The organism is Vibrio sp. A8-1 (assembly GCF_013048685.1).
In the GTDB taxonomy this organism is placed as follows: domain Bacteria; phylum Pseudomonadota; class Gammaproteobacteria; order Enterobacterales; family Vibrionaceae; genus Vibrio; species Vibrio metschnikovii.
The window spans coordinates 37662-60244 of sequence record NZ_VHTC01000003.1; the positions used below are offsets into that span (position 1 = coordinate 37662).

Genomic DNA, 22583 nt, shown 5'->3' on the forward strand with positions numbered 1-22583 from the left:
ACGCGCCTGCGGGAGACGCGACTATTTTAAGTAAACCTTGCGGTCGCAGTGACGAGTTTCAATCCACGCGCCTGCGGGAGACGCGACTTGCTTTTGTTGGTGGCGCTGGCGTAACAATCATTGGTTTCAATCCACGCGCCTGCGGGAGACGCGACGTACATGCTAGGAAAGAGAATCGCTTTGCTAGCGTTTCAATCCACGCGCCTGCGGGAGACGCGACAAATATTAATTGGTTCGTTAAGCTTTTCGGCCCAGTTTCAATCCACGCGCCTGCGGGAGACGCGACCGCTAAAAATCGAATTAGGGTGCAAGGATGCGGGGTTTCAATCCACGCGCCTGCGGGAGACGCGACCAATAGATAGTTTCTGCCGCTTTTGCGGCATGTTTGTTTCAATCCACGCGCCTGCGGGAGACGCGACGTGCCGGCTTTCAAACCGAATTCTTGCGGGCGCGTTTCAATCCACGCGCCTGCGGGAGACGCGACTCATCCACGTAAGCACGGGGTTTCCGTCATGATGTTTCAATCCACGCGCCTGCGGGAGACGCGACCTGCTGAATCGGCACGAGATGCACCAGATATAAAGTTTCAATCCACGCGCCTGCGGGAGACGCGACCAATTGACCAAAAATGGCTGGACATTGGCAAGACGGTTTCAATCCACGCGCCTGCGGGAGACGCGACTGCCTATTGTGAAAGGCACGTGTAAACTAGCATATATTATGGTTTGCCGCTAACTTTACGCGGTAGAAGAAAACTGTTTTGTGTGAATCTATAAAAACAAATATTTGCTCTATTTTTAAAGAACTTATGTAATCGCTAGATCCCCAGTGTTTTACTGAGAACTCAAGGCTAGCGATTATAAAATCAGGGTATCTCTGAATATATCTATCGCTTCTTTCGCACCATGGTGCTCTACTTTGTTTTGCCAGTTTTTACCGAGCTTATAAAAACGCAAACTGTCGACTTCAGGATCATAAATAGATAAAAGTTTATCTTTAAATTCTAACCATTGTGTTGAGTCTATTTCACATTCAAACACTGAATATTGCACTCTCATACCATAGTCTAAGCAGACTTTTGCTAATTGCCTGAGGCGTTTTTGCCCATCATCACTGACAAAAGATACATCGTAGGTGACCAATACCATCATGGCGTACTCTCCTTATTTTTTGATCACAAATGGCGGATAATAGGCTAAGTCACCACGTAAATGCCGGGCTAATAACATAGCTTGGACATGCGGTAATAAACCAATTTGCACCTTTTCTTGCAAAAAAGGGTGTATGACTTCTTCTTGTTTTTTAGCTTGGTACGCCTGAAAAACCAGTTTACGCGCGTCGTCTTTTATGCTGACTCCACCAAGACAATCTGTCTCAAAGTCTTTCGTGGTGAGGCTTTTATTATTAAAGAGTTTTAAGGCAATACTATCGACAACATAAGCTCTAAACTCTTCTAAAAGATCGAGGGCGAGGCTATTTCTGCCCGGACGCTCCTTGTGTAAAAAACCGACCTGAGGATCTAATCCAACTCCTTGTAATGCCCCACTGATCTCTTGCCCTAATACAGAATAAAGCAGTGAAATAACCGCATTAACGGGATCTTTAGGCGGCCTTCGAGTGCGCTTAGCAAATAATTGTTTACTTTCGTTGCCTTTAAACATGTCAGCGAAAGCAGAAAAGTAATGTGATGCGGCCTCTCCCTCTAGCCCTAAAATGGTATCGTAGACAGTCACTCCTTTGAGTTGCTCAATAATTTGTTTTAAACGATCAATGGCTTTTTCTAACTGTGGCGTACTATTGTGATTGCGCCTAAAGCGTAAAAGCAACATACGAGATGAACGTATTTTTGCGGCGACAATGTGCTTGGCAAGTTCGTTTGCAGCCTGCTCCTGAACGCTAAACTGCTGCCTACGCAATAATACGTTGCCCGTTTGTTTGCCAACCACATTGGCGAGAAAACGACCATGCATATCAAAAAAAGCGAGATGTGTACCATTTTCACCACAAAAGCCAAGTAACTGCGGCGAAACCATAATATTACCAAAACAAAATATGCTACCAATAGAATGAATAGGAAGCTGCATCAGTTTTTGCTTTTCTCCATCGACTTTCTGTTCAATTAGTAAGGTTTCGCGTTGCTTATGTAAATAGACGCCATCTTTAGTGATATAAAGTGAGTTTTGCAGTTTTTTCATTTCGCCTCCGTGTTAAACAATCCGGCTACGTAACCGCTTGAACCATCTTTATTGGTTAAATCTGGCTGACAGATCTCAATTAAAGAACATGCCTTACAGTGTTTACCTTTGGTTGGCGGAGGTGTTTTTCCGTTTGCAAACAGCTGTTGCACTTGGGTAATCAAGGCGTTAGTTTTCGTTCGCAGTGGGTTATCGAACTCAACTTCAATGCGTTTGCGTGTTTGCCAATACCAAAGTGCACCATTTGTGACTTCAACGGATAGCATTTCTTCGATACATAAAGCTTGCGCGCACAGCTGTACTTTGTCGATATCGCTGGCTTTTGGCTTCCCTCGTTTATATTCAACGGGAACAAATTGGTTGCTGAGTTTATGGTGCTCTAATAAGTCTAATTTGCCTGTTACGCCTAATTGTGGCGCAGTCACCACTACGCCACGTTCAAAACGCACCCCTTTACGGGTTTCTGGCTCGCCGTTATCAACGCGCTCATGTAACTGCCGCCCGTGTGCCGTTAGGTAGTTTTCTTGCCACACTTGCTCTAAGTGGATCAGCGCACATTGGCGCTGACAAAAAGCAAAGTGTTGTAGAGCGGAGATGTTGATTAGCTGCTGCTCTTCCATGAAATGAACACTCCAGATAAGAGTAAAATCCATGATTCATAGACCTTACTCTCTGATTAACCACCTAGAAATATTGTTTGGCTTCAACGCCCAAAGCATCCAATCCCTCTGCATTAAAATTGATTTTGTAATCAGAAAATGCAGCGGCAGGCGTGCCTTCTTCGCCATTGAGTCTTTCAACTGTAACGCGTTCAAACAATTTATGTGCAGGGGCATTACCTAAAGCGTTTTCATGCTTAAACACAATTAAACTACGTCCGACCATTTCTCCTCTGGCTGCGGAGTGATCATGCTCAAACATCATTTCCAAAGCTTTCCACACTTTCTCTAAATCTCCTTCAGAGAAGCCCGTTTTCTCAGCTAATTTAGCGGAAACAAAGCCATGTACACGATAAAGTCCATATGGAACGATGTGCTTTCGACCCATAGTACGTTCTTTTTCCAAATCCTTCTCGTTGGTGACAGCCATACGTGTAATTGAGATTTCCAGTGGAATAATCGGATCGATGGACTTAGCAAACGCCAACTGTAATGGCCCGCGAACTTGACCAGAGTTCACTTCCGTGGTCATTACCGCGCCAAAGGCACGGACATCAAAGAAGTTAGCACACATCCAAGCCGTTAGTTCTTTTGCCTTAGCTTGATCTTTGGGCAATTTTTTTGACTCAGGTTTAATTTCCAGCGCATCATACGCTTTTTGATTTTGTTGATTTAAAACACTCTTTTCCTGCACGTAAATGTCATAACCTGGTGAGTTTTCTTCAGTGAGATGAATATAGTTTCTTATCTTGCGTTTAAGGCTTACATCGGTCACTAAACCTTTACTCGATTCAGGATCAAGACGCGGCATATTCCCCGCATCAGGATCTCCATTCGGGTTACCATTTGTTACATCAAAAAAGTAAACAAATTCACAGCGGTTTTGGATGGTCATTAGTCATTCCCTTCTGTCATTGATTCATCGGTTTTTATTTGTTCGGATTGAGAAAAGCGTGCATTTTTTTGATGGTAATAGCCAATCGAAAAGCGGCCTTGGTGCTCAATTGAAAAATGCCGTGGAAATTCTGTTGATAGCATCCCCATAATGTTGCCAAGCTCTTTTTCTAACGTAACGGCTAGACCAGGTTTTTCCTTGCGTAATTTCGACAGGTGGTGTTTGCTACCGGATAATAGCCTTGGGTAAATTGAGTAAGGCACAGTCGATGCTGAGGCATAATACTTGTCTGTAATTGTCGCATTGACTTTGTCACCCAAAGCGTTTCGTTGAATGCTTTCCAACACTGCAAATAGCCTTCCCAACAAATACGCTGGGTTAGTATTTGACTCATCTAAGCTCATAGAAATCTCCTCTTTTCCAAGTAATCTGAGTTCTCTTTGCAATACCGCTTTCACCATCGCAACCCGCAACTCACTAATATCGCCATCAGCCCTGAACCGTGCTAGCAATTGAGCCAATATCGCTCTTGGGTAACGCTGTCCGGTTAAAATAGCGCGCATCAATTCACCAGCTAAATGAGCTGGAGCATCATCAATCTTTGGCTTTTGCCCATCTCGATGAGGTGCCAATTGCAGCAATAAACGCCACACTGACGGCGCTGTTTTCCAAGGCTGTCGATTTAAAGCCAAATCTTGAAAGTGTTCCGCAAATCTCTGCTGAATATGCCCAAGGTCGGTTTGTAGCCAAAAGCGGATAGAAAGACGGGCAGCATTAGGTGCCAAACCTAAGATGAAGAATTGCGTATTGGGATCTAGATCCGGTGATATTTCTGGCAATGGTCGCCCTTTTACCAGCTTTTCTAATTCAGCTCCAAGCGCCGCCACTTCGCTGTCATCGCTTGGCATTGGTGGGTTAAAGCCCCTTAAAAAAAATGCTTCAGCACTCTTGGCCTTGTGCTCACTCTCTGCCAATGCCCAAAACACCACAATGGTGTCGCCTAAATTGACGACCTGATCATTCTCTCGACGTAGCAAGTAATTTAATGCCGTTGTGTAAGCAAAGGCTGCTTGTTCAGATACAGGAGCATTGTCCCCTTGCCCTTTACCAAAAGATTCAAACGATTCTTTATTAAAAGAGACAATGGAAACACCAGAGCTTTGCCCACCTGCAACGCCTTTAATAGCAGGGTGTAATCTGGAGATAGGCGCTTTCTTACCTGTAATTAAGCATGTGGCTTGCTTGACATCATCCGATTGCAGCAAACTACCCCAAATAGTTTTTGCTTCATCTGATTCGTGGATGTATTGACGCATTCCATCCAATTGGAAAACGATATTAGCGTCCAAAACATCTTGAGTAAGAATAGAGTTTCCAAAGTTCTCCGGCTGCCAATTTTGTAAGAATATCGCTAATGCTTTTAATCCCTTATCTTCAGAGTGCTCTAGCAGAGATAAATGCCATTCTCGAAAGGCTTCGAATGTGGGTAGGCTAAAGTCAAAAATTGCCTCGTTTTTTTTGCCCTTAGGCAAAGAAATGCCTAAGACATAAGCTGTTTTGTCCCATAGAAAGTTTGGTTTTATTCCTGACGTTCTTTTCTCAGGACGAGGGACATTCATTAATTTCGGTTTTGGTTTTTTTTCATCCGTTAAGTTAGAAACTATATCGACCAACTCCCCTTGTTCTGAAAGTACTAGAACATAGCTTATTTTTTCTTCGCTAAAGCCAAATGTAGGAACCTTGCTTTGGTTACCGCTATTAAGGCGATCGTAGTATTGATTTAAGGCTGATAAAATCATTGCACCACCTTCGAAGATCGAAAAGGAGGCACATCTATCATCCCATCCTTTAATTCTGCTCGAAAAAATCTAGGCTCAGCGCCGTTCGCAAAATCAATATCATGCAGCATCCAGCCGAGATCTTTACTGGCGGTTGCCAATTCTGATTTAGGGAAATCCCATTCATGCTCAATTAGAGAAAAATACGCAGGGAATTCACGGTTTCCTAAACAAGGCTGATGAAAATACTGTCCCCTGCGAGCACGACGGTTAAAAATGTCGAGATGCTTTCCGATGGAATCCTCTGTGCCTGCTTTGTCACTCAACTCAAAATGCGCTTCAATAACGTAACTCACATCACGAAGCAAGGTTGTTGCCCTCTGTTGACGATTATCACCATCATCAATCAGGAAACTTAAATCTTGGGTACTTTTGCGTTTCATTGCACCACTGACTTTGGCACTGGACACTTTGCAATTACCTAATTCATTGCGCCGAATAGACTCAAAACGCACGGGTTTTAATACATGAATACGGTCGATTACCCAAATAATGGCCGGTTTCCAGTGAATAGCTTCCAAAATCCCCCTTGCAGCCGATGGGGTGATAACGTCGTAAGAAACGCGTTCCACCTTCATTTCCGGTCGAGTAAAGCACGCATATTCACCCCAAACATGCAGCTTGATGCCGTAAGCCATAATGCTCTCCTTTTGGCTTCTCTTAATTCATAAATTAATCCACGCCTCTGCGGGAGAGGCGACATCTCCAATACAAAACAGACAAAGTTTCAATCCACGCACCAACAACAGGCGCGACACCAGTCTTTTAGAAGAGAAAATGACCAGTCAAGGCCATCAATACGATGCTTAGGCTCCAGACAATGACTTTGACCGAAAAAGAAAACTGTCCCCCAAACTTGAAAACTAGTTTGTTGTTTTCATCTTTCTTAACATAGATCGACCATCGACTATTCACTTTAACTCTCCTCAACGTACCTTAAAGAAAATAGTACGCAGACAAGCACCTGTCAAAAAATGACTTCTTTGTATTTTTAGTATTAACAAAAAACTAAGTTTTCAGCCTTGATAAAATTAGGATCAGACCAACTGAGTCCAGATTTTGGATGATATATGTCCATGTTCACTAACTCCCAAAACTGTTCTTCAAACCGATACGGTGCAACTGTTTGAATCACTTTTGCCAATCGCAAGCTGTCAAAACCATTTTGTGGGATTTGTACTATATAAGGCTGTAGCTTTCTTAAAACACAACTCACATCATCCGTGCTTTCAAGTTCGTTCAATAGCTTGCGTGCTTCATCGTTATAAGGGATTAAAACCGGGCACATAAAGCTGTCAATCATTCTGAAAACACTGGCAATGCTCTGAAATGGGAAATCTAACTTCGAAGCACCAATTCGACAGGCTTTTAAAAGCTGTTTCTGATCGAGTTCTTCTCCTTTGCGCCAATAAACATTCGAGAAATACTCTTTGATAGCCAGTTGGTCTAATAAATTGTCATGGCCTTTTCGCAGCACCGCTCGCATATCTGCCGAGAGCCCTTTTAATTCAGGTGGGATGGGCCAATCCGGAGATCGAAAAATCCAAACGTGGCTATCTTCTTTTCCCCACAATCGTTCACGATTACAGCGCCCTGCCGCTTGCGCAATTGAATCTAAGCCAGCTTCGGCACGCATCACACAAGGAAAGCTAACATCAACCCCAGCTTCAATCAGCGATGTCGAGATGACTCGGCATGGCTGAGGTTTTTTTGGGTCTAACCGCTTACGAATCTCATCCAAAGTTGCTGTTCGGTGCGCTGGACACATCAAGGTTGTTAAATGAAACACCCCTACTGTTTGCTGCGTATTTAGTGTTCGGAACAGCGATTGGGCATGGCGGCGATTATTAACTATCGTAAGAATTTGATTATTCGCTTGAATACGCGAGACTAACTCATCATCACTAAGTTCGCCCAAATGAGAGACACTCACCAAACTGAGTTCGTCAAAAAGTCTCTTAGGTTCAGGGGCAATCTCGCGCACATTTGTGAATCCGTTAGTAAAATCAGGTTCACACAATGCTGGTTGAGTCGCGGTGCAGAGTACGATAGAACAGCCATAGTTGCGCGCCAACTCATCGATTACCGCCATCACAGGGCGGAGAAATTTAAGCGGCAGAGTTTGTGCTTCGTCCAGAATAATCACACTGCCAGAAATATTATGCAGTTTGCGGCAACGGGAGGGACGGTCAGCAAACAAAGACTCAAAAAACTGTACTGCCGTCGTGACAACCACTGGCATATCCCAGTTTTCCATTGCTAGTTTTAATTTGTCACGGGTTTCTTCAGCACCTTCTTTATCTTTTATTTTGCGATCATCAAAATTACTGTGATGCTCTAAAACAGAGGCCTCCCCCAGCTCGCCAAATGCGTCACGAAATACTTGAGCATTCTGCTCAATAATACTGGTAAACGGAATGACATAAATTACTCTACGCATGTTATGCGCCAGAGCGTGCTCTAATGCAAAAGCCATAGAGCTAAGGGTTTTTCCTCCTCCGGTCGGCACAGTTAAAGTGAATAATCCTGGAGTAAGTTTTGCTTTGAGACGGGCTGTATCAAGAATCTCTTTACGAAGTTGATTAACGGTTTTCGTTTGGTCAGTACTTTTGATCTTGTCAGCTAATTTTTGATCAAACTGTATTTTTAACTCTGATAATTGAGGATAATCTCCACGCAATAAGGGCTTACCTTCAAGCCGTTTATAGAACTCATCAGTATCAATAAAATCCGCATCAACCAAACACGAAAAAATCATCCGAATCAAAAACGCGTATTGGAAACCTTGCAAATCGGCATCAGGGTTTGGTGATATCTCTGGAATAAGAGATTCGATTGATGGCAAGACAAGTTCAGACTGCCAAGTCTCACTATCTAGCACAGGTAAGTCTTTGCCAAATTGTAGCTCCAGTCTGTCTTTAAGCGCTCGACGTCCATCTCCTTCACCAGTTCCATTAGATAATCCTGCATGGTGACCTGCTATGGCATAAGCAACAAATTTATAAAATGGAAAATTGTTAAATTTTTCGTCTGGCAAAATTTCAGCCGCGATTTTAGCGCCAGCCGTAGCATGATCTACCTTGCTTGAGGCACCTTCAAGCCTTGCTTGAAATTCTGGAGTATATTTTCCCAGATCATGTAAAAGACCTGCAAGATAAGATAGTTTAGCTGCTTTAAAATATTTTGAGTTTAGTTCTGCGCACAAAGCCACTCGACACAAATGATCTTGTAATGGTTGCCAGTCAGACTTATCTTCTTTATTACCTGAATGTCCAAAGTAGTTACTCATTAACATATCCTTTGCGCTAAAATTAATTCATTTATCACTATCGGGATGGGCCATATAAAACTCAATTGGGCTTATACCATTTTACTTGAAGCTGCTGGGGTGTTGACTACGTTCGTTCACTCTAATCACATCGCTTGCCTATGCTCATAGGTATTATGAGAGCCATCCTTGGCTCTCACCACAGGTAAGCCTAGGGCTGTTCAAATTTATTCCAGACAAATTTTTCGCTCACTTGCCATCTAGCTGCAACTCCAGGTGGTTTAGGTATACATCGGAAAAAATATTGCCAAACCAGTTGATTGTGACGCCATAAAAATCAACTAATTGCAGTGCATAAAAAACCATAATAGCGCTATAGAACCGCACAAACCAGAAAACACGTTGAGTGGACTTTTAAAAATGAGATCTCAATGATTGTTGGCTCAAGTGATTGAGAATGAACGACAAGCCTTGCTCGAACACTTATCTTCACTTCAAATTGACGGAAGACAAAGAAAGTTACTGTTATTCTATGATTTTCTGGCGAGTATTGAATGCATATTCGAACGACAAACACAATTGAATCATGTTCGCCATAATGTCAGTGAGAACAAGTAAAAACTACGTTAGTCGCCTCCTAACTATGGCATTCAAGCTAATGAAAAAGGCGGAATCAAAATAGTCAAGACTGAGGAAATTCAACCTACTGGCTGATGTATTTTAGTTTGAGTGATAAAAAGTAAACTACAACGAGTACATGAAAGCAATGTGACTGTTAGAGAAACTGATTTGGTTAACAGCGGTAGCACTCATCTATCTGTGGCGGTGATCGTAATTGCTTTGCTGATAGTAGTCTTAACACAAACCAATCGATTATCTTCGCGTGCTTAGCGATGGTCTATCCAACAGCAGAATCAAAAAAAGCGAGCACGAAGCTCGCTTTTTACTATTAATTACAGTAATTCAATCGACTGCTGAGCAATTACAAATTCTTCATTAGTAGGTACAACAAGGGCTACTGCACCTAATGGTTCTGATCTGGCGATGATCCCTGCATTACCAAAACGAGCCTGCTCATTACCTTGCTCATCTTCCACAAAACCAAGAATTTTTAAATTACGTAAGATTTCACGGCGGATAGGCAGGGCATTTTCACCAATACCACCGGTAAAAATAATCCCATCTAAAGAATCTAGGGCAGCAAGATAAGAAGCGATGTATTTAGCCACGCGGTAAGTAAACACTTGGAAGGCTAACGTCGCACCTTCGTGGCCTTGATCCATGGCTTCAAGGATACCACGCGCATCACTGGTTAAACCGGACACACCAAGGAAACCAGACGCTTTATTTAATGAGTTAAATACCTGCTCTTGCGTCCACCCTTTTTTCAACAAGAATTCGATGATCCCAGGGTCAAGGTCACCGCATCGAGTGCCCATCATCAAACCAGATAAGGGGGTAAAGCCCATACTGGTATCGACACTTTGACCATCTTTAATCGCACAAACGGATGCACCATTACCTAAATGCACCGAGATAAAACTGCTTTGTTCAATGGGCTTATTGAGCATTTTGGCCGCTTCACGGCTGACGAAGTAATGACTGGTACCATGAAAACCATATCGGCGAATGCCAAATTCGGTATAGAGCGATTTAGCAATACCACCGGTGTAAGCCTTCGGTGGCATCGTTTGGTGGAAGGCGGTATCAAAAACCGCAAACTGTGGCAGCTCAGGAAAAGCATGCATCGCTGCACGCATACCAATCGCATGAGCTTTGTTATGCAGCGGAGCTAAATCACTCAACGCTTCGACTTCTTGTACAATTTTTTCATCTAACTTAACGGTTTTTGTGAACTTTTCACCGCCATGAACGACGCGGTGTCCTATCGCCACCACCTCATCGATAAGACCGTAAGTTTTGACTAACTCAACCAGTTTTTCTACCGCTAACTGATGGTGGTTATTTTCACCTTGAATGGTGCAACTGGCTTTTTCTCCGTTACATTTCCAGCTCATTCGAGCATCATCCAGCCCAAAGCATTCACCGAGACCACTCAATACGGCATCACCCGTATTAGAATCAATAACCGCAAATTTCAGTGATGAGCTACCAGAGTTAATAACCAACACATACGAGTTCGACATGGGGAGTATCCTGTATTCGACTATGAGTTTGAAGCCTGCGCTTCTCTTTTTTCGTGCCACCCATTATTCAATAATTTTTGAATCTTTCAACTTTTGTTTTGTTGTTTTGCTCAGTTAAGCCGCTTCTTTTATTGATCTGTAACAAATAATCTATTCTTTTCTAGCGAGAAATATTTCTCTGCCCTTATCCGCCTCGATAAAAGCCTCATCTTAAGCGGTGTGATAAAGACACATTCTTTTCCCTTCCAGCTCTAAGACTCGAAAAGGCGTTTCGTAAATGTCTTCTAGTACCGAAGCTTGGATCACCTCTTCCACCGACCCACTGGCTACTACCATTCCCTTTTTTAGGGCAATAATCCGGTCGGAATAACAGGAAGCAAAATTGATATCGTGAATGACCACTACGACCGCTTTGTTTAAATCATGCGCCAGACGGCGGATCGTTTCCATAATCTGCAGTGAGTGTTTGATATCTAAGTTATTCAGCGGTTCATCCAAAAAGACACAATCGGTATCTTGAGCCATGACCATCGCGATAAACGCCAGCTGGCGTTGACCACCGCTCAATTCATCAAGGTATTTATGCTCCATGCTTTTAATATCAAGATAGGCAATCGCTTGATCAATGATCGCGTTATCCTCTACCGTGAGCTTACCTTGAGAATGTGGAAAACGTCCAAAAGCAACCAACTCACGCACAGTAAAGCGCATGGTCAGGTTGTTGGCTTGACGTAAAACGGACAATTTTTTGGCGAGGCTTTTGGTATCCCAATCCACCAATTCACGGCTTTCAATCCAAACTTTACCTTCATCACGTGACATTAAGCGGCTTGCCATTGATAACAAAGTGCTCTTGCCTGCCCCATTCGGACCAATAATTGAGGTCACCTGGCCTTTCGAAAATTGCGCGCTCGCTTGATGAACCACAGCTTGAGAGCCGAAATACTTGGTCAGTTTGTCTAATTGAATCATAACGGGCTACACCACTTTATTACGCAAGAGAAGAGAGAGGAAATAAATCCCACCAATGAAGTTAATGATCACGCTCAAGGTAGTCCCGAATGAGAATACGTTTTCTACTATCCATTGACCGCCTAGAAGGGCGACGACCGACATAGCAGAGCAGGCGATCAGCAGCACACGATGCTGATAAGAGCGTAACCATTCACGAGTTAAATTGGTCACCAGCAAACCGAAAAACATTACCGGCCCCACTAAAGCCGTCGAAATAGAAACCAACACGGCACTCAGCAACATCACATCACGCGTGGTGCGCTTGACATCAACGCCGAGGCTGATCGCATTATCATTATCGAGCCAAAAAACATCGAGCGTACGATGCATACGGAACAGTAAATAACTCACCACAAGTAATAGCGGTGATACGGCATAAACCAATTTCACGTTAACATTATTGAAGCTGGCAAACATTTTGGCTTGTATCGCCGCAAAGTCATTTGGATCCATCAACATAATGAAAAATGAGGAAAAGTTCGAAAATAGCTGACCTAAAATAACCCCCAACAACAAAAGAACAATAATGTTATTGCGCTGACGGCGAAAATAGAAAGTGAAAAGCAAGCTCGAAAAAACCAGCATAGCAGCAACCGATAACGCAAAATTTAAATAGCTATTGAGCATAATCACGCTGAAGCTGCCAAATAAAACCACCACTAACACTTGCACCAAAAGGTACAAGGCGTCAAACCCCATGATACTCGGCGTCAAAATTCTATTGTGAGTAATGGTTTGAAAAGCTAAAGAGGATTGAGCAATAGCAATAGCAGCTACCACAATCGCTAACACTTTGGGGATCCGACGAGACAAAAAATACTGATAGTTATCGGCGTTAAGGCCAACGCTAATAAACAGAACGGCAAATAATAACGCCAGTACCATCATCAATATCGTTTTATGTTTATCTTGCATGCTGAGGACCTCTCAAAATCAACACGATAAACGCAATGCCGCCAATAATACTGATGATCATCGAAATCGGTATTTCATAAGGAAAAATCAGCACACGACTGATAATGTCGCAGAGTAGAACGAGGGAAGCGCCAAACAGCGCAGTACGTGGAATATTTTTACGCAGGTTATCGCCATAAAAATAACTGACTACATTAGGGACGATCAGTCCTAAAAAGGGCAATTGTCCAACGATCATCACCACCGATGCCGCCATAATGGAAACCAAACAAACACCGAGAGTGAGCACCTGTTGATAATTAAGACCGAGATTAATCGCAAAATCTTTACCCATCCCGACAGCGGATATTCTTGCAGCGTATAAATAGCTCAACATAGCGACCGGAATCGCAATATACAGCAGTTCGAAATCACCACTCAGTAAGTTGGCAAAATTAGCCACCGCCCAACCCGATAAGTTTTGTAAAGCGTCATAACGATAAGCGATGAAGGTCGCGGCAGATTGAACAACACTGCCAAAAATAATCCCAATCAGCGGAACAAACACCACATTCTTAAATTGAATACGTTGGATCAGTTGCACAAACATCAAGGTACCGATCATCGCCGTCGAGAAAATCAGCAATAAGCTCTCGCCATGACCAAAAATCACCAAGCTCAGCACGTAGCCAAGCATCGCACATTCGATCGTGCCGGACGTTGAAGGCGCAGCAAAACGGTTTTGACTAATTTGCTGCATGATAAGACCAGCAATGCTCAATCCACCACCGGCTAAAAGTACTGCCAATAAACGCGGTATACGGCTCGTCAACAACAATTGCCAAGCCACTTCATCCCCTTGCATCAACGCAGAAAAAGACAGTTGTCCCACACCAACGAACAAGGAAACTAAACTCAGTATTAGGAGCACGAGTAATAACTTTTTCAAAGTTAACCTCAAATAACGACAAAAATGAAATCAAATCTAGCAAGAAGGTAAGCAAAGCCTAGAGCATCAATCTTATGATGATTAGAGAAAACCAGTTTCGTTAATCCACAAGCTTCAATAACGATTGGTTGATGATAGTTATCTAAGAGCGCTAACAGACTCAGAGCATCAACCAAGTCTGTTAGTGACCTAATGTAAACCATGTGAAACCGCTGGCTAATGACGATTATTGAGCATTAACAAGACAGCAGTCTCACACAGAAAACCGATAGGATTAATGGAGGCTAACTTGCATATCACTTAACATCTGCTCGGTCGCCGTCACACCGGCAATCGATAAATACCAAGCATTCAAATCTAAAAATACCATCCGATCTTGCTTATAGGCATCGGTCGCTTTAATCAATGGATTTTCAAATTCATCACGCGTATGGCTTTGTCCTTTATTGACCAACTTATCGCGGTCGATAATAAACAACGTTTGAGGATTATTTTGACGGATATATTCGTAAGAGACCAAGTTACCATGGTTAGCCGTTTGCTTAACCTGTGCTGCCTCACTGAATCCAAAATCTTTATAAATCGCAGCAAAGCGGGAATTAGCGCCAAAGGTGGTAATATTGCCACCAGAACTCATCACCGTCATCGCTTGTGCGTGATACTGTTGATTGTAAGCGTTAACTTCAGCGAATTTTTGATCTAACTGGGCAATTTTTTCTTCAACTTTATCTTCAATAGCAAAAATTTTACCTAAATTGCGCCACTGAGCTTGAGTGCTCTGCCAATACGGTTGGTTATCATCCACCGCAAATACTACGGTTGGCGCAATTTTATTCAATTCATCATAAGCCGTTCGTGCAGCGCGCGGACCAGTAATGATCAGATCCGGTTTTTGCATAAAAATACGCTCAAAATCAGGCTCAAATAACGAACCTGCAGGAGCGTAATCGTCTCCTCGGTATTTGGCTAAATAATCCGGCAATTCGGCGACTTTTGAGACGGCGACAGGATTAATTCCAAAATAATCAACAGCGTCTAATGGGCCAACACCAATGACCACCACACGTTGAGGATTTTGCGGTAAGGTGGTTTTACCCATTTGATGCTCAATGGTCACATTGGCGGCATGGACTGACATTGAAGTGAGCAAGCCCAACGCTGCCCAACTGATTATTGATTTCATACGATTCCTTACTGGCGAAAATGACTGCGATATATTTTGATAAGCATTCGCATTAGTGTCGAGAACTATAACCAGTTCTGTTTTCCCTCGCAATAGCCATCGTCCGATTTGGTTAAGATTGAACGCTAAAATCCTTTAACCACAATATTGACTATCGTCTGCCATTCATATTATTGATGATAAAAGACAATTAAAACGCTCTATCAATCGATTGAGAAAATCAACCGCAGTTATACTGGACGAAGAGTCAATAAGGTGATGAGTAGGCTAGCAAGCGTCGATCCCAATACACACAGTAAAAAACATAACTTCGCCGTATGCTGGCGGGTGAAACGAACAATAAAAGGGGCTGAAATAAATAGCCCGAGACAAACCAAACGTATATCGAACCATGCAGACCACGATAATAAGGTGACCACGCCAATCACACTAATGAGCCAACGTGACGAAACCGCCACTTTCATCCCCATCCCAACTAAAAAAACCACCGTTGCTAACCACGCTAACATAAACACCACATATGATATTGATTCTCATTTAAACAATGTAGAGACTCCAAAGACCGAAAGCAATAGCCAGCCTAAAAAAACCTTATCATTAACGTGGCATTAATTCATATCATCCAATAATAGGTTAAGTTAGCACCATCAATTCGGATTAGTTTATCTAATCATAAGTATAGAATTATATCGTGCTAGCTTCATCACTTTTTGATTGATTAACCGTATACTGATGACTAATATCACGCGCCGTAAACACTGGTTTGCTGGTTGTTTTTATTCATCCTTGATATCAATCCTCACGCTTTAATGTTGTTAGGTGGAGAACGTAATGTCGGCAACATTTCCATTAGTCAAATTGACTTTCTTGATCGCAATTTTAGCAGCAGTAGGTCAAATGACACAAACCATGTATGTCCCATCTATTGGTCATATGGCTGGAGAGTTTTTAGTTTCTCCATCAGCGCTACAAGCCGTGATGGCGTGTTATTTGATTCCCTATGGTCTATCACAGTTTGCTTATGGGCCACTGTCTGACCGCTTAGGCCGAAAACCGATCATCATTGTCGGATTGATTATTTATATTTTCGGGACTTTGATGGCATTATTCGCTCATCAGTACCACTGGTTTTTAGCTGGTAGCTTTATTCAAGGTCTTGGTATTGGCTGTGGTGGCGCGATGTGCCGTACACTCACCCGTGACTGTTTTACCGGCAGTAAACTTCATCAAGCCAACAGCTTGATCAGTATGTGTTTGATTTTCTCACCACTGATTGCGCCAGTATTGGGTGGCTACTTAACCGAAGCGTTTGGCTGGCGATCTAGCTATCTGTTTTTATCGCTATTTGCAATTGCAGTGCTGATTACAATGCTGACTAGCCTAGTCGAGACCTTACCGAAAGCGAACCGCAGAAAAGAACCTGTGATGCGCAGTTATCAGTTTGTGATGTCGGATCACCGCTTTCAAGGTTACTTAATCTGCTTAGTCGCGACCTTCGCTGGTTTAGCGGTCTTTGAAGCGGCTGCAGGCGTATTATTGGGTGGCGTCTTAGCTCTGCCAGCGACGACCGTTAGCTTATTGTTTGTCACGCCCATTCCGGGTTACTTAGCTGGTGCTTGGTTATCTAGCGTCGTCGCGCAAAAATACAGTGAAAAACAAGCGTTGCGTGTCGGTCTAATGGCGATTTTTTGTGGCTCAATGATTGTCCTTATCCCTGGTCTATTTGACCAAACGACCGCATTAACACTCATTGGTGGCGCAACGGTGTATTTTCTCGGTGCGGGCATTTTGTTCCCAGCGGCGACAACCGGAGCGCTCAATCCGCTGCCTTACCATGCTGGTACTGGTGGTGCGATATTAGGCGGAATGCAAAACTTAGGCGCGGGCTTAGCCACGCTAACCGCCTCTTTGTTTCCTACGACTAACCAGCTTCCTCTGGGGATCATTATGTTATTGATGTCCATGCTGGCGATACTGGGTTTAAAGCGAGTCTACAAGCCGCAAGACCCATCACAGTCAATGCCACTACCAATTTGATATGACCATGTTCTTTCGATTTGAGGTTGTTTGAGTATAACCTCAAACAAACCAGGGGCGTAATCAATACGCCCCTGCTGCTTTGTGATTAATTTTTCAGGATTAAAAAGGGATTTCAAGCTGTAAAAACCAATCGGTTTGCGACATTTCATGCCAACGATAGTCGAGGCGTAAACGAGGTAAACCGTTTCTCTTATCGCCATAAGCCAAGCTAAGCGCGACACCGTGATTTTTTAGCCACTCCTCTAAAGTCATTTCCGCTTCTTGCTCAGCAAGCTCGTCAGGCATCCAGACACTGACGCCAAAATAACCTTGCTGATAATTAGAACTGACCATCGGATCGGCCTTGATAACACTACTTGCAAGCCATCCCGTCCAGTAGTCATCCGGTTTCTCTAATCGATTCACCGACAAAGTCAGCCCAGTATAATTAGCTTCTCGCCATTCATCACACACCGTTTGATGGCTAAAAATAACCGAACGGATTGACAAAGATTGCTCAACGCCATCGTAAGGCGAACAGTCCATTACCGAGCTGGATAACATCAACCATCCCCACACTACTGGCTGCATCATTTGGCGATGACTCTTTGGGCATTTTGCATAGGATTAGCGATAAACCTGAAGTTGTTCAAGAAGAGCGGCAACACTCGGAGTGGTTAGGCCTTGGATATTTTCCTTCGCGGCGATAGCCTGACGAATATCGGTACTACGAATGTTCACTTTTTCTGGGCAGACCATCACCGACCAATGCCGCACAATCTCTTCTGCTCGATAAAACTCGTGGAAACGAAAGAAGTTATCTGGACCAATCACAAATGTCAGTTCAGCATCAGGCAATTGGCTCTGTAAATGCGTCAACAGAGCATAAGTTGTCACACTCTGATCTGGTTGCCACAACGCTTGCTCTATCGCCAACAACTCGATATGGCTGGTAGCCAAGTCTTTAATAAAAGCGTCGACTAAACGACAGCGTAATGTGTAATCCAGCATGGTTTTACCCCAAGCATGGCTAATGCTGGGGATTAATAATACGCGATCAAAATGGCTCAACGACTCAAGGACATGTTTATGCCCTAGTGACGGTGGATTAAACGCACTACCAAAGACGGCCACTTTTTGCATCGTTTCCTCAATTCAAGACTCAGCCCGTATTCACGGTTTTCTAATTTCATGTTTGCGGTATGATATACCTAAGTCACCTCATTATGCGAGCCTTAGCCACCTCGGTTTAGCAAGCCAGAAAGGAAATCTTATGGAACACATCATTCGACAAGAAATGCGCGTACAACCTAGCATTGATCCTCACTTTGAAATTGAACGACGCGTCACGTTTATTAAACGCAAACTTTTAACGTCTGGCTGTCAATCGTTAGTCCTTGGGATCAGTGGCGGTGTCGATTCAACCACGTGTGGCCGCCTTGCACAGCTCGCCGTTGATCAACTCAATCAAGAACAACAAACGCAAGCTTACCAATTTATTGCCGTTCGCCTACCTTATGGTGAACAAAAAGATGAGCAAGAAGCTCAGTTAGCTTTATCGTTTATTCAACCCACTCATGCGGTCTCGGTCAACATTAAAGCGGGCGTCGATGGTTTACATGCAGCTTCGCATCAAGCACTCGCCAACACTGGCTTATTGCCTAATGATCAAGCCAAAGTCGATTTTGTCAAAGGCAATGTCAAAGCGCGGGCACGTATGATTGCTCAATATGAAATCGCTGGCTATGTTGGTGGCTTGGTACTGGGTACCGACCATTCTGCGGAAAATATTACTGGCTTTTACACCAAATATGGTGATGGTGCCTGTGATTTAGCGCCGCTATTTGGTCTCAATAAGCGCCAAGTGCGCTTACTGGCCGCCACACTGGGCGCACCTGAAGTCTTAGTTAACAAAGTCCCTACGGCTGATTTAGAAGAGCTAGCTCCACAAAAAGCCGATGAAGACGCGCTTAATCTCACTTATCAACAAATTGATGATTTTTTAGAAGGTAAACCAGTCCCTAGCTATGTGGCTGAACGTTTGATTCATATCTATCAAGTCACTCAACATAAACGACAGCCGATCCCAACCATTTATGACGAATCATTGTAACCAGCGTGGTGCATGATTCGGATTCGCCTTCCGTTGCCTAAAAACAGCCGAGCATCCGCTCGGCTTTTTCTTGCTTTCAGCGTTAAAAACTACACTTTGGCTACATTAACACCTTAAAAAATTAACTCTTTCGGATTTTAATGGGACAAAGATCACAATAAGTCACTTCCATTTTTAAAATGTAAATATGTGTGAACTTCACTTCATACTTTTTGTGGATGAAATCAGAAAATACGCTGGTTAATCCGTTAATTACGCCAAGATATTCAACTTATTGAGCAGTGAATCGTCTCAGTCACAGAATATTCACCCGACTCACTTAAACAGCAAGATAGAGATGAAATACCGAGCATTTCTAGACACGCTATCCGAGTGAATTGGGATACCCAATTTTAATGATAAGGTCAGGTTAGTATGTTGTATTTGGAATTCTTATTCCTATTAATAGTGTTATACATTGGTTCCCGTTATGGTGGGATAGGCCTTGGTGTTGTCTCAGGTATTGGCTTGGTGGTGGAAGTCTTTATTTTTAAAATGCCGCCGACCTCCCCTCCGGTAACGGTCATGTTGATCATTTTAGCCGTGGTCACTTGTGCGTCGATCTTAGAAGCGGCGGGTGGCTTAAAATACATGCTGCAAGTTGCTGAGAAATTGTTACGCCGTAACCCAAAACAAGTCACTATGATTGCTCCTTTAGTGACCTACACCATGACTTTTCTGCTTGGAACGGGTCATGCGGTTTACTCGATTATGCCGATCATTGGCGATGTCGCATTAAAAAATGGTATTCGTCCCGAGCGTCCGATGGCCGCCGCTTCCGTTGCTTCACAAATCGCCATTACGGCTTCGCCCATTTCTGCCGCTGTTGTTTACTATCTTGCAGAGCTATCGACGATTAATCACAACATCACGCTCTTATCTATTTTGATGGTATCGGTACCTGCGACGTTATTTGGAACCGTGTTGATGTCGCTCTACAGCATGCGTAGAGGTAAAGAGCTCGAGCAAGATCAGGACTATCAAGAACGGCTAAAAGATCCCATCTTCAAAGAGAAAATTCTTAGCACAACCGCCACATCATTAGATGAAGTCCTCCCAGCCGCGGCAAAGAATTCTGTCATGCTCTTTATTCTCTCAATTGTGATCATTGTTTTGATCGCCATGTTCCCTGAAGTCAGAATGATTTCGGGTAATAAGGCGATTGATATGGCGACCGTGATTCAAATGATGATGCTTTGTTTCGGCGGTATTATTTTATTGGTCGCTAAAGTTAATCCAAAAACGGTTCCAGAAGGCGTAGTTTTCAAATCGGGGATGGTGGCTGCAATTGCCATTTTTGGTATTGCTTGGATGTCGGACACCTATTTTCAATATGCGATGCCACAATTTCGCTCAGGGATCATTGATATGGTGAACGCCTATCCTTGGACCTTTGCACTAGCATTATTTATTGTGTCGGTTGTGGTGAACTCACAAGCGGTCGTTGCGAAGATGATGCTACCGGTCGGTGTAGCACTGGGGCTCGAACCTGCGTTATTGATCGGGTTAATGCCTGCGCTGTACGGTTACTTCTTTATTCCGAACTACCCTTCTGATATCGCTACCGTGAACTTTGATATGACAGGAACAACCAAGATCGGCAAATGGTATTTTAACCACTCATTTATGGCTCCCGGTTTAGTGGGCGTGATCAGTGCGTGTTGTGTCGGCTATGTGCTCGGACAAATTGTGATTGGTTAATCACTAATCCACTCAGCTGATAATAACCAGCCGCATCGTTTACGCTCGATGCGGCTGGTTTCTCATTCAGCAAGGTTAATCGATTTAACTTACGGCACATTGTGACCTTTGGATGCCACCCAAACTCGATACCATTGTTCGCGAGTTAACGTCAGCGATAATGCCTCAACCGCAGCTTGTGTACGCTGGATATTGCCGGAACCAAGGATCACCACTGGGTTAGAAGGTAAGCAACGTACCCAAGCATACACCACTTGATCGATACTCTGTGCGCCAATCTCTTCGCGTATTTCTTCAAGCACCTGACGTACTCGGGCAATTTGCTCACTCTGTCCATTAAACAGTTGACCACCGGCTAAACATGACCACGCCATCGGTCTGGTTCGTAAACGTTGTAATTGATCCAAAGTGCCATCATGCGCAACTTGAATATTCAGCGGATTAATCTCAACTTGATTAGTAATCAAAGGCTTAGATAAGCGTGATTGTAACAAATCAAATTGAGCTGGGCTAAAGTTCGATACGCCAAAATGTTTGACCTTGCCAACTTTATGTAAGTCAGAGAACACTTCGGCTACCTCATCGGCGTTCATTAATACATCTGGTCGGTGAAGTAATAACACATCAATTTCATTAACGCCGAGACGTTGTAATGAATGATTGACCGACTGATAGAGGTGCGCTGAACTGGTATCATAGTGGTTGATCTTTTGCGAAGGATAACTATCACCACATAATTTAATGTCGCATTTAGTAATGATTTGCAGTTGGTCACGTAAAGCTGGTTCAAGAGCCAAGGCCTCACCAAATAAACGTTCACATTGATAATTACCATAGATATCAGCATGATCAACGGTACTGATACCTAATTCAAGATGCTGCTTAATGAATGTTAAACGAGATTGCGGCGTCATGTTCCATTCCCCAAGACGCCAGTATCCTTGCACTAGCTCAGAAAATTCTGGACCTTGGGAAGCCATCGTAACTTTCTCAATCATTGTTTCTACTCCTTTACCTTGCTCTCTATTTAATTTTATAGACGAAACTTGCTACGCTACTTCCGATAAGCGATCGGTTAAATTTAATCATTCGATCCCACGGCCAGCCAACGCACTTCAATATCCTTACCATCGGTCAATAACTCAACTTGTCGTCCAGACATCGACCACTGCTGCCGCTTAGGAAAACGATGAGCATGATGGTTAAGAAATAAGATTAACTGGCGATCAACGTCAGAGCTGGTTTTATCGTTCCGTTGATCATCAACGGAAAAAATAGCCTCAGCGATCTGGACGCGATCAACTTGAAAGCCATCTCGGCGCAGCGCTAATTGCAATTGACTCCAGTCATGAGCCGAATAGGTCAGATGTAAGACTAACATGACTGGCTGTTCGTTCATAAAACGGATGCTTGCCCAAACTAATGTTGAGTAATAATAAAATTCATCACTGCACCATCGTAGCTGATCACTCTCCTCAGCGCACTCTAACCACTGGTGACTTTCTTGCCATTCAGACAAGCTCGGTAGAGCGTGATTGGGGTTGAGAAACGGTAACAAAAAATCTTCATGTACGGCTTGAGCAGGTAGGCTAAATAAACCAAACCATAATAGCCATTTACCCATCGTATGTTTCCTCGGCCAGCTCTAGTACAAAAGTACAAACGAAAG

20 protein-coding genes and 1 CRISPR repeat array (1 of these 21 only partly in view) are annotated in these 22583 nt (G+C 43.4%); of the genes, 3 read left to right on the plus strand and 17 right to left on the minus strand.

Translation table 11 applies throughout. The annotated features are described in order from the left end of the window. A CRISPR array of direct repeats spans nt 1–682; the repeat unit is 32 nt; unit sequence GTTTCAATCCACGCGCCTGCGGGAGACGCGAC (it extends 5994 nt beyond the left edge of the window). Between the two features lie 175 nt (nt 683–857). From cas2 to FKN93_RS02325, 13 genes are all read right to left on the minus strand, one after another. Then, nucleotides 858–1151 carry a CRISPR-associated endonuclease Cas2 gene (gene cas2, locus FKN93_RS02265; RefSeq protein ID WP_170904370.1) on the minus strand — a complete coding sequence of 98 codons (294 nt, stop codon included), beginning with the start codon at nt 1149–1151 and terminating at the stop codon, nt 858–860. Nucleotides 1152–1163: 12 nt separating this feature from the next. Then, a complete protein-coding gene (cas1c, locus tag FKN93_RS02270) occupies nt 1164–2195 on the minus strand; it encodes a type I-C CRISPR-associated endonuclease Cas1c (RefSeq protein ID WP_004397042.1) in 1032 nt (343 codons plus the stop codon). Next, nucleotides 2192–2848: a CRISPR-associated protein Cas4 gene (cas4, locus tag FKN93_RS02275; RefSeq protein ID WP_249374146.1), complete on the minus strand. Its 657-nt coding sequence runs from the start codon at nt 2846–2848 to the stop codon at nt 2192–2194. The genes cas1c and cas4 overlap by 4 nt, the downstream gene beginning before the upstream one ends. A 31-nt stretch (nt 2849–2879) precedes the next feature. Further along, nucleotides 2880–3749: a type I-C CRISPR-associated protein Cas7/Csd2 gene (cas7c, locus tag FKN93_RS02280; protein WP_170904371.1), complete on the minus strand. Its 870-nt coding sequence runs from the start codon at nt 3747–3749 to the stop codon at nt 2880–2882. Then, entirely contained in the window at nt 3749–5548 is a 1800-nt protein-coding gene (cas8c, locus tag FKN93_RS02285) for a type I-C CRISPR-associated protein Cas8c/Csd1 (RefSeq protein ID WP_170904372.1), read from the minus strand. The genes cas7c and cas8c overlap by 1 nt, the downstream gene beginning before the upstream one ends. Next, nucleotides 5545–6225 carry a type I-C CRISPR-associated protein Cas5c gene (cas5c, locus tag FKN93_RS02290; RefSeq protein WP_170904373.1) on the minus strand — a complete coding sequence of 227 codons (681 nt, stop codon included), beginning with the start codon at nt 6223–6225 and terminating at the stop codon, nt 5545–5547. The genes cas8c and cas5c overlap by 4 nt, the downstream gene beginning before the upstream one ends. Before the next feature lie 359 nt (nt 6226–6584). Beyond that, complete coding sequence (locus FKN93_RS02295) at nt 6585–8876, minus strand: CRISPR-associated helicase/endonuclease Cas3 (protein ID WP_004397036.1); 2292 nt, start codon at nt 8874–8876, stop codon at nt 6585–6587. Nucleotides 8877–9808: 932 nt separating this feature from the next. Beyond that, nucleotides 9809–11002 carry an acetate/propionate family kinase gene (locus tag FKN93_RS02300; RefSeq protein WP_110167169.1) on the minus strand — a complete coding sequence of 398 codons (1194 nt, stop codon included), beginning with the start codon at nt 11000–11002 and terminating at the stop codon, nt 9809–9811. A gap of 210 nt (nt 11003–11212) precedes the next feature. Continuing rightward, the gene (gene vctC, locus FKN93_RS02305; protein ID WP_158145122.1) at nt 11213–11974 is read right to left on the minus strand and encodes an iron chelate ABC transporter ATP-binding protein VctC; all 762 of its coding nucleotides are present in this window, start codon (nt 11972–11974) and stop codon (nt 11213–11215) included. A gap of 6 nt (nt 11975–11980) precedes the next feature. Further along, entirely contained in the window at nt 11981–12931 is a 951-nt protein-coding gene (vctG, locus tag FKN93_RS02310) for an iron chelate uptake ABC transporter permease subunit VctG (RefSeq protein ID WP_161426640.1), read from the minus strand. Beyond that, nucleotides 12921–13859: an iron chelate uptake ABC transporter permease subunit VctD gene (gene vctD, locus FKN93_RS02315; RefSeq protein ID WP_170904374.1), complete on the minus strand. Its 939-nt coding sequence runs from the start codon at nt 13857–13859 to the stop codon at nt 12921–12923. The genes vctG and vctD overlap by 11 nt, the downstream gene beginning before the upstream one ends. Before the next feature lie 274 nt (nt 13860–14133). Further along, nucleotides 14134–15042 (minus strand): siderophore ABC transporter substrate-binding protein, encoded by a 909-nt coding sequence (locus FKN93_RS02320; RefSeq protein WP_170904375.1) that lies wholly within the window; start codon nt 15040–15042, stop codon nt 14134–14136. 230 nt (nt 15043–15272) lie between these two features. Further along, on the minus strand, nt 15273–15551 hold the full coding sequence (locus tag FKN93_RS02325) for a hypothetical protein (RefSeq protein ID WP_170904376.1): 279 nt from the start codon (nt 15549–15551) through the stop codon (nt 15273–15275). 322 nt (nt 15552–15873) lie between these two features. Between FKN93_RS02325 and emrD the strand changes: the two genes are divergently transcribed. Further along, nucleotides 15874–17079 (plus strand): multidrug efflux MFS transporter EmrD, encoded by a 1206-nt coding sequence (gene emrD / locus FKN93_RS02330; RefSeq protein WP_161425163.1) that lies wholly within the window; start codon nt 15874–15876, stop codon nt 17077–17079. A gap of 102 nt (nt 17080–17181) precedes the next feature. Here the strand turns inward: emrD and FKN93_RS02335 are convergent, their stop codons facing one another. After that, nucleotides 17182–17655, minus strand: coding sequence for a hypothetical protein (locus FKN93_RS02335; RefSeq protein ID WP_170904377.1), 474 nt, complete (start codon nt 17653–17655; stop codon nt 17182–17184). Nucleotides 17656–17688: 33 nt separating this feature from the next. Beyond that, on the minus strand, nt 17689–18204 hold the full coding sequence (locus FKN93_RS02340; protein ID WP_170904378.1) for a nicotinate-nicotinamide nucleotide adenylyltransferase: 516 nt from the start codon (nt 18202–18204) through the stop codon (nt 17689–17691). 130 nt (nt 18205–18334) lie between these two features. On the opposite strand from FKN93_RS02340, the gene nadE reads away from it, so the two are divergent. Further along, nucleotides 18335–19174, plus strand: a complete 840-nt coding sequence (gene nadE / locus FKN93_RS02345) for an ammonia-dependent NAD(+) synthetase (protein ID WP_004397016.1) — start codon at nt 18335–18337, stop codon at nt 19172–19174. Nucleotides 19175–19588: 414 nt separating this feature from the next. Continuing rightward, complete coding sequence (locus FKN93_RS02350) at nt 19589–20914, plus strand: anaerobic C4-dicarboxylate transporter (RefSeq protein ID WP_004397015.1); 1326 nt, start codon at nt 19589–19591, stop codon at nt 20912–20914. An 89-nt stretch (nt 20915–21003) separates the two neighbouring features. Here FKN93_RS02350 and FKN93_RS02355 read toward each other — a convergent pair whose 3' ends face one another. Beyond that, the gene (locus FKN93_RS02355; protein WP_004397014.1) at nt 21004–21912 is read right to left on the minus strand and encodes an aldo/keto reductase family oxidoreductase; all 909 of its coding nucleotides are present in this window, start codon (nt 21910–21912) and stop codon (nt 21004–21006) included. A gap of 83 nt (nt 21913–21995) precedes the next feature. Then, complete coding sequence (locus FKN93_RS02360; protein WP_170904379.1) at nt 21996–22538, minus strand: hypothetical protein; 543 nt, start codon at nt 22536–22538, stop codon at nt 21996–21998. Nucleotides 22539–22583: the final 45 nt, after the last annotated feature.

Bases quoted from the DNA above. Each gene is read 5' to 3' on its own strand.
- cas2 (WP_170904370.1), bottom strand. From the start codon at position 1,151: ATGATGGTATTGGTCACCTACGATGTATCTTTTGTCAGTGATGATGGG.
- cas1c (WP_004397042.1), bottom strand. From the start codon at position 2,195: ATGAAAAAACTGCAAAACTCACTTTATATCACTAAAGATGGCGTCTAT.
- cas4 (WP_249374146.1), bottom strand. From the start codon at position 2,848: ATGGATTTTACTCTTATCTGGAGTGTTCATTTCATGGAAGAGCAGCAG.
- cas7c (WP_170904371.1), bottom strand. From the start codon at position 3,749: ATGACCATCCAAAACCGCTGTGAATTTGTTTACTTTTTTGATGTAACA.
- cas8c (WP_170904372.1), bottom strand. From the start codon at position 5,548: ATGATTTTATCAGCCTTAAATCAATACTACGATCGCCTTAATAGCGGT.
- cas5c (WP_170904373.1), bottom strand. From the start codon at position 6,225: ATGGCTTACGGCATCAAGCTGCATGTTTGGGGTGAATATGCGTGCTTT.
- FKN93_RS02295 (WP_004397036.1), bottom strand. From the start codon at position 8,876: ATGAGTAACTACTTTGGACATTCAGGTAATAAAGAAGATAAGTCTGAC.
- FKN93_RS02300 (WP_110167169.1), bottom strand. From the start codon at position 11,002: ATGTCGAACTCGTATGTGTTGGTTATTAACTCTGGTAGCTCATCACTG.
- vctC (WP_158145122.1), bottom strand. From the start codon at position 11,974: ATGATTCAATTAGACAAACTGACCAAGTATTTCGGCTCTCAAGCTGTG.
- vctG (WP_161426640.1), bottom strand. From the start codon at position 12,931: ATGCAAGATAAACATAAAACGATATTGATGATGGTACTGGCGTTATTA.
- FKN93_RS02320 (WP_170904375.1), bottom strand. From the start codon at position 15,042: ATGAAATCAATAATCAGTTGGGCAGCGTTGGGCTTGCTCACTTCAATG.
- FKN93_RS02325 (WP_170904376.1), bottom strand. From the start codon at position 15,551: ATGTTAGCGTGGTTAGCAACGGTGGTTTTTTTAGTTGGGATGGGGATG.
- emrD (WP_161425163.1), top strand. From the start codon at position 15,874: ATGTCGGCAACATTTCCATTAGTCAAATTGACTTTCTTGATCGCAATT.
- FKN93_RS02335 (WP_170904377.1), bottom strand. From the start codon at position 17,655: ATGATGCAGCCAGTAGTGTGGGGATGGTTGATGTTATCCAGCTCGGTA.
- FKN93_RS02340 (WP_170904378.1), bottom strand. From the start codon at position 18,204: ATGCAAAAAGTGGCCGTCTTTGGTAGTGCGTTTAATCCACCGTCACTA.
- nadE (WP_004397016.1), top strand. From the start codon at position 18,335: ATGGAACACATCATTCGACAAGAAATGCGCGTACAACCTAGCATTGAT.
- FKN93_RS02350 (WP_004397015.1), top strand. From the start codon at position 19,589: ATGTTGTATTTGGAATTCTTATTCCTATTAATAGTGTTATACATTGGT.
- FKN93_RS02355 (WP_004397014.1), bottom strand. From the start codon at position 21,912: ATGATTGAGAAAGTTACGATGGCTTCCCAAGGTCCAGAATTTTCTGAG.
- FKN93_RS02360 (WP_170904379.1), bottom strand. From the start codon at position 22,538: ATGGGTAAATGGCTATTATGGTTTGGTTTATTTAGCCTACCTGCTCAA.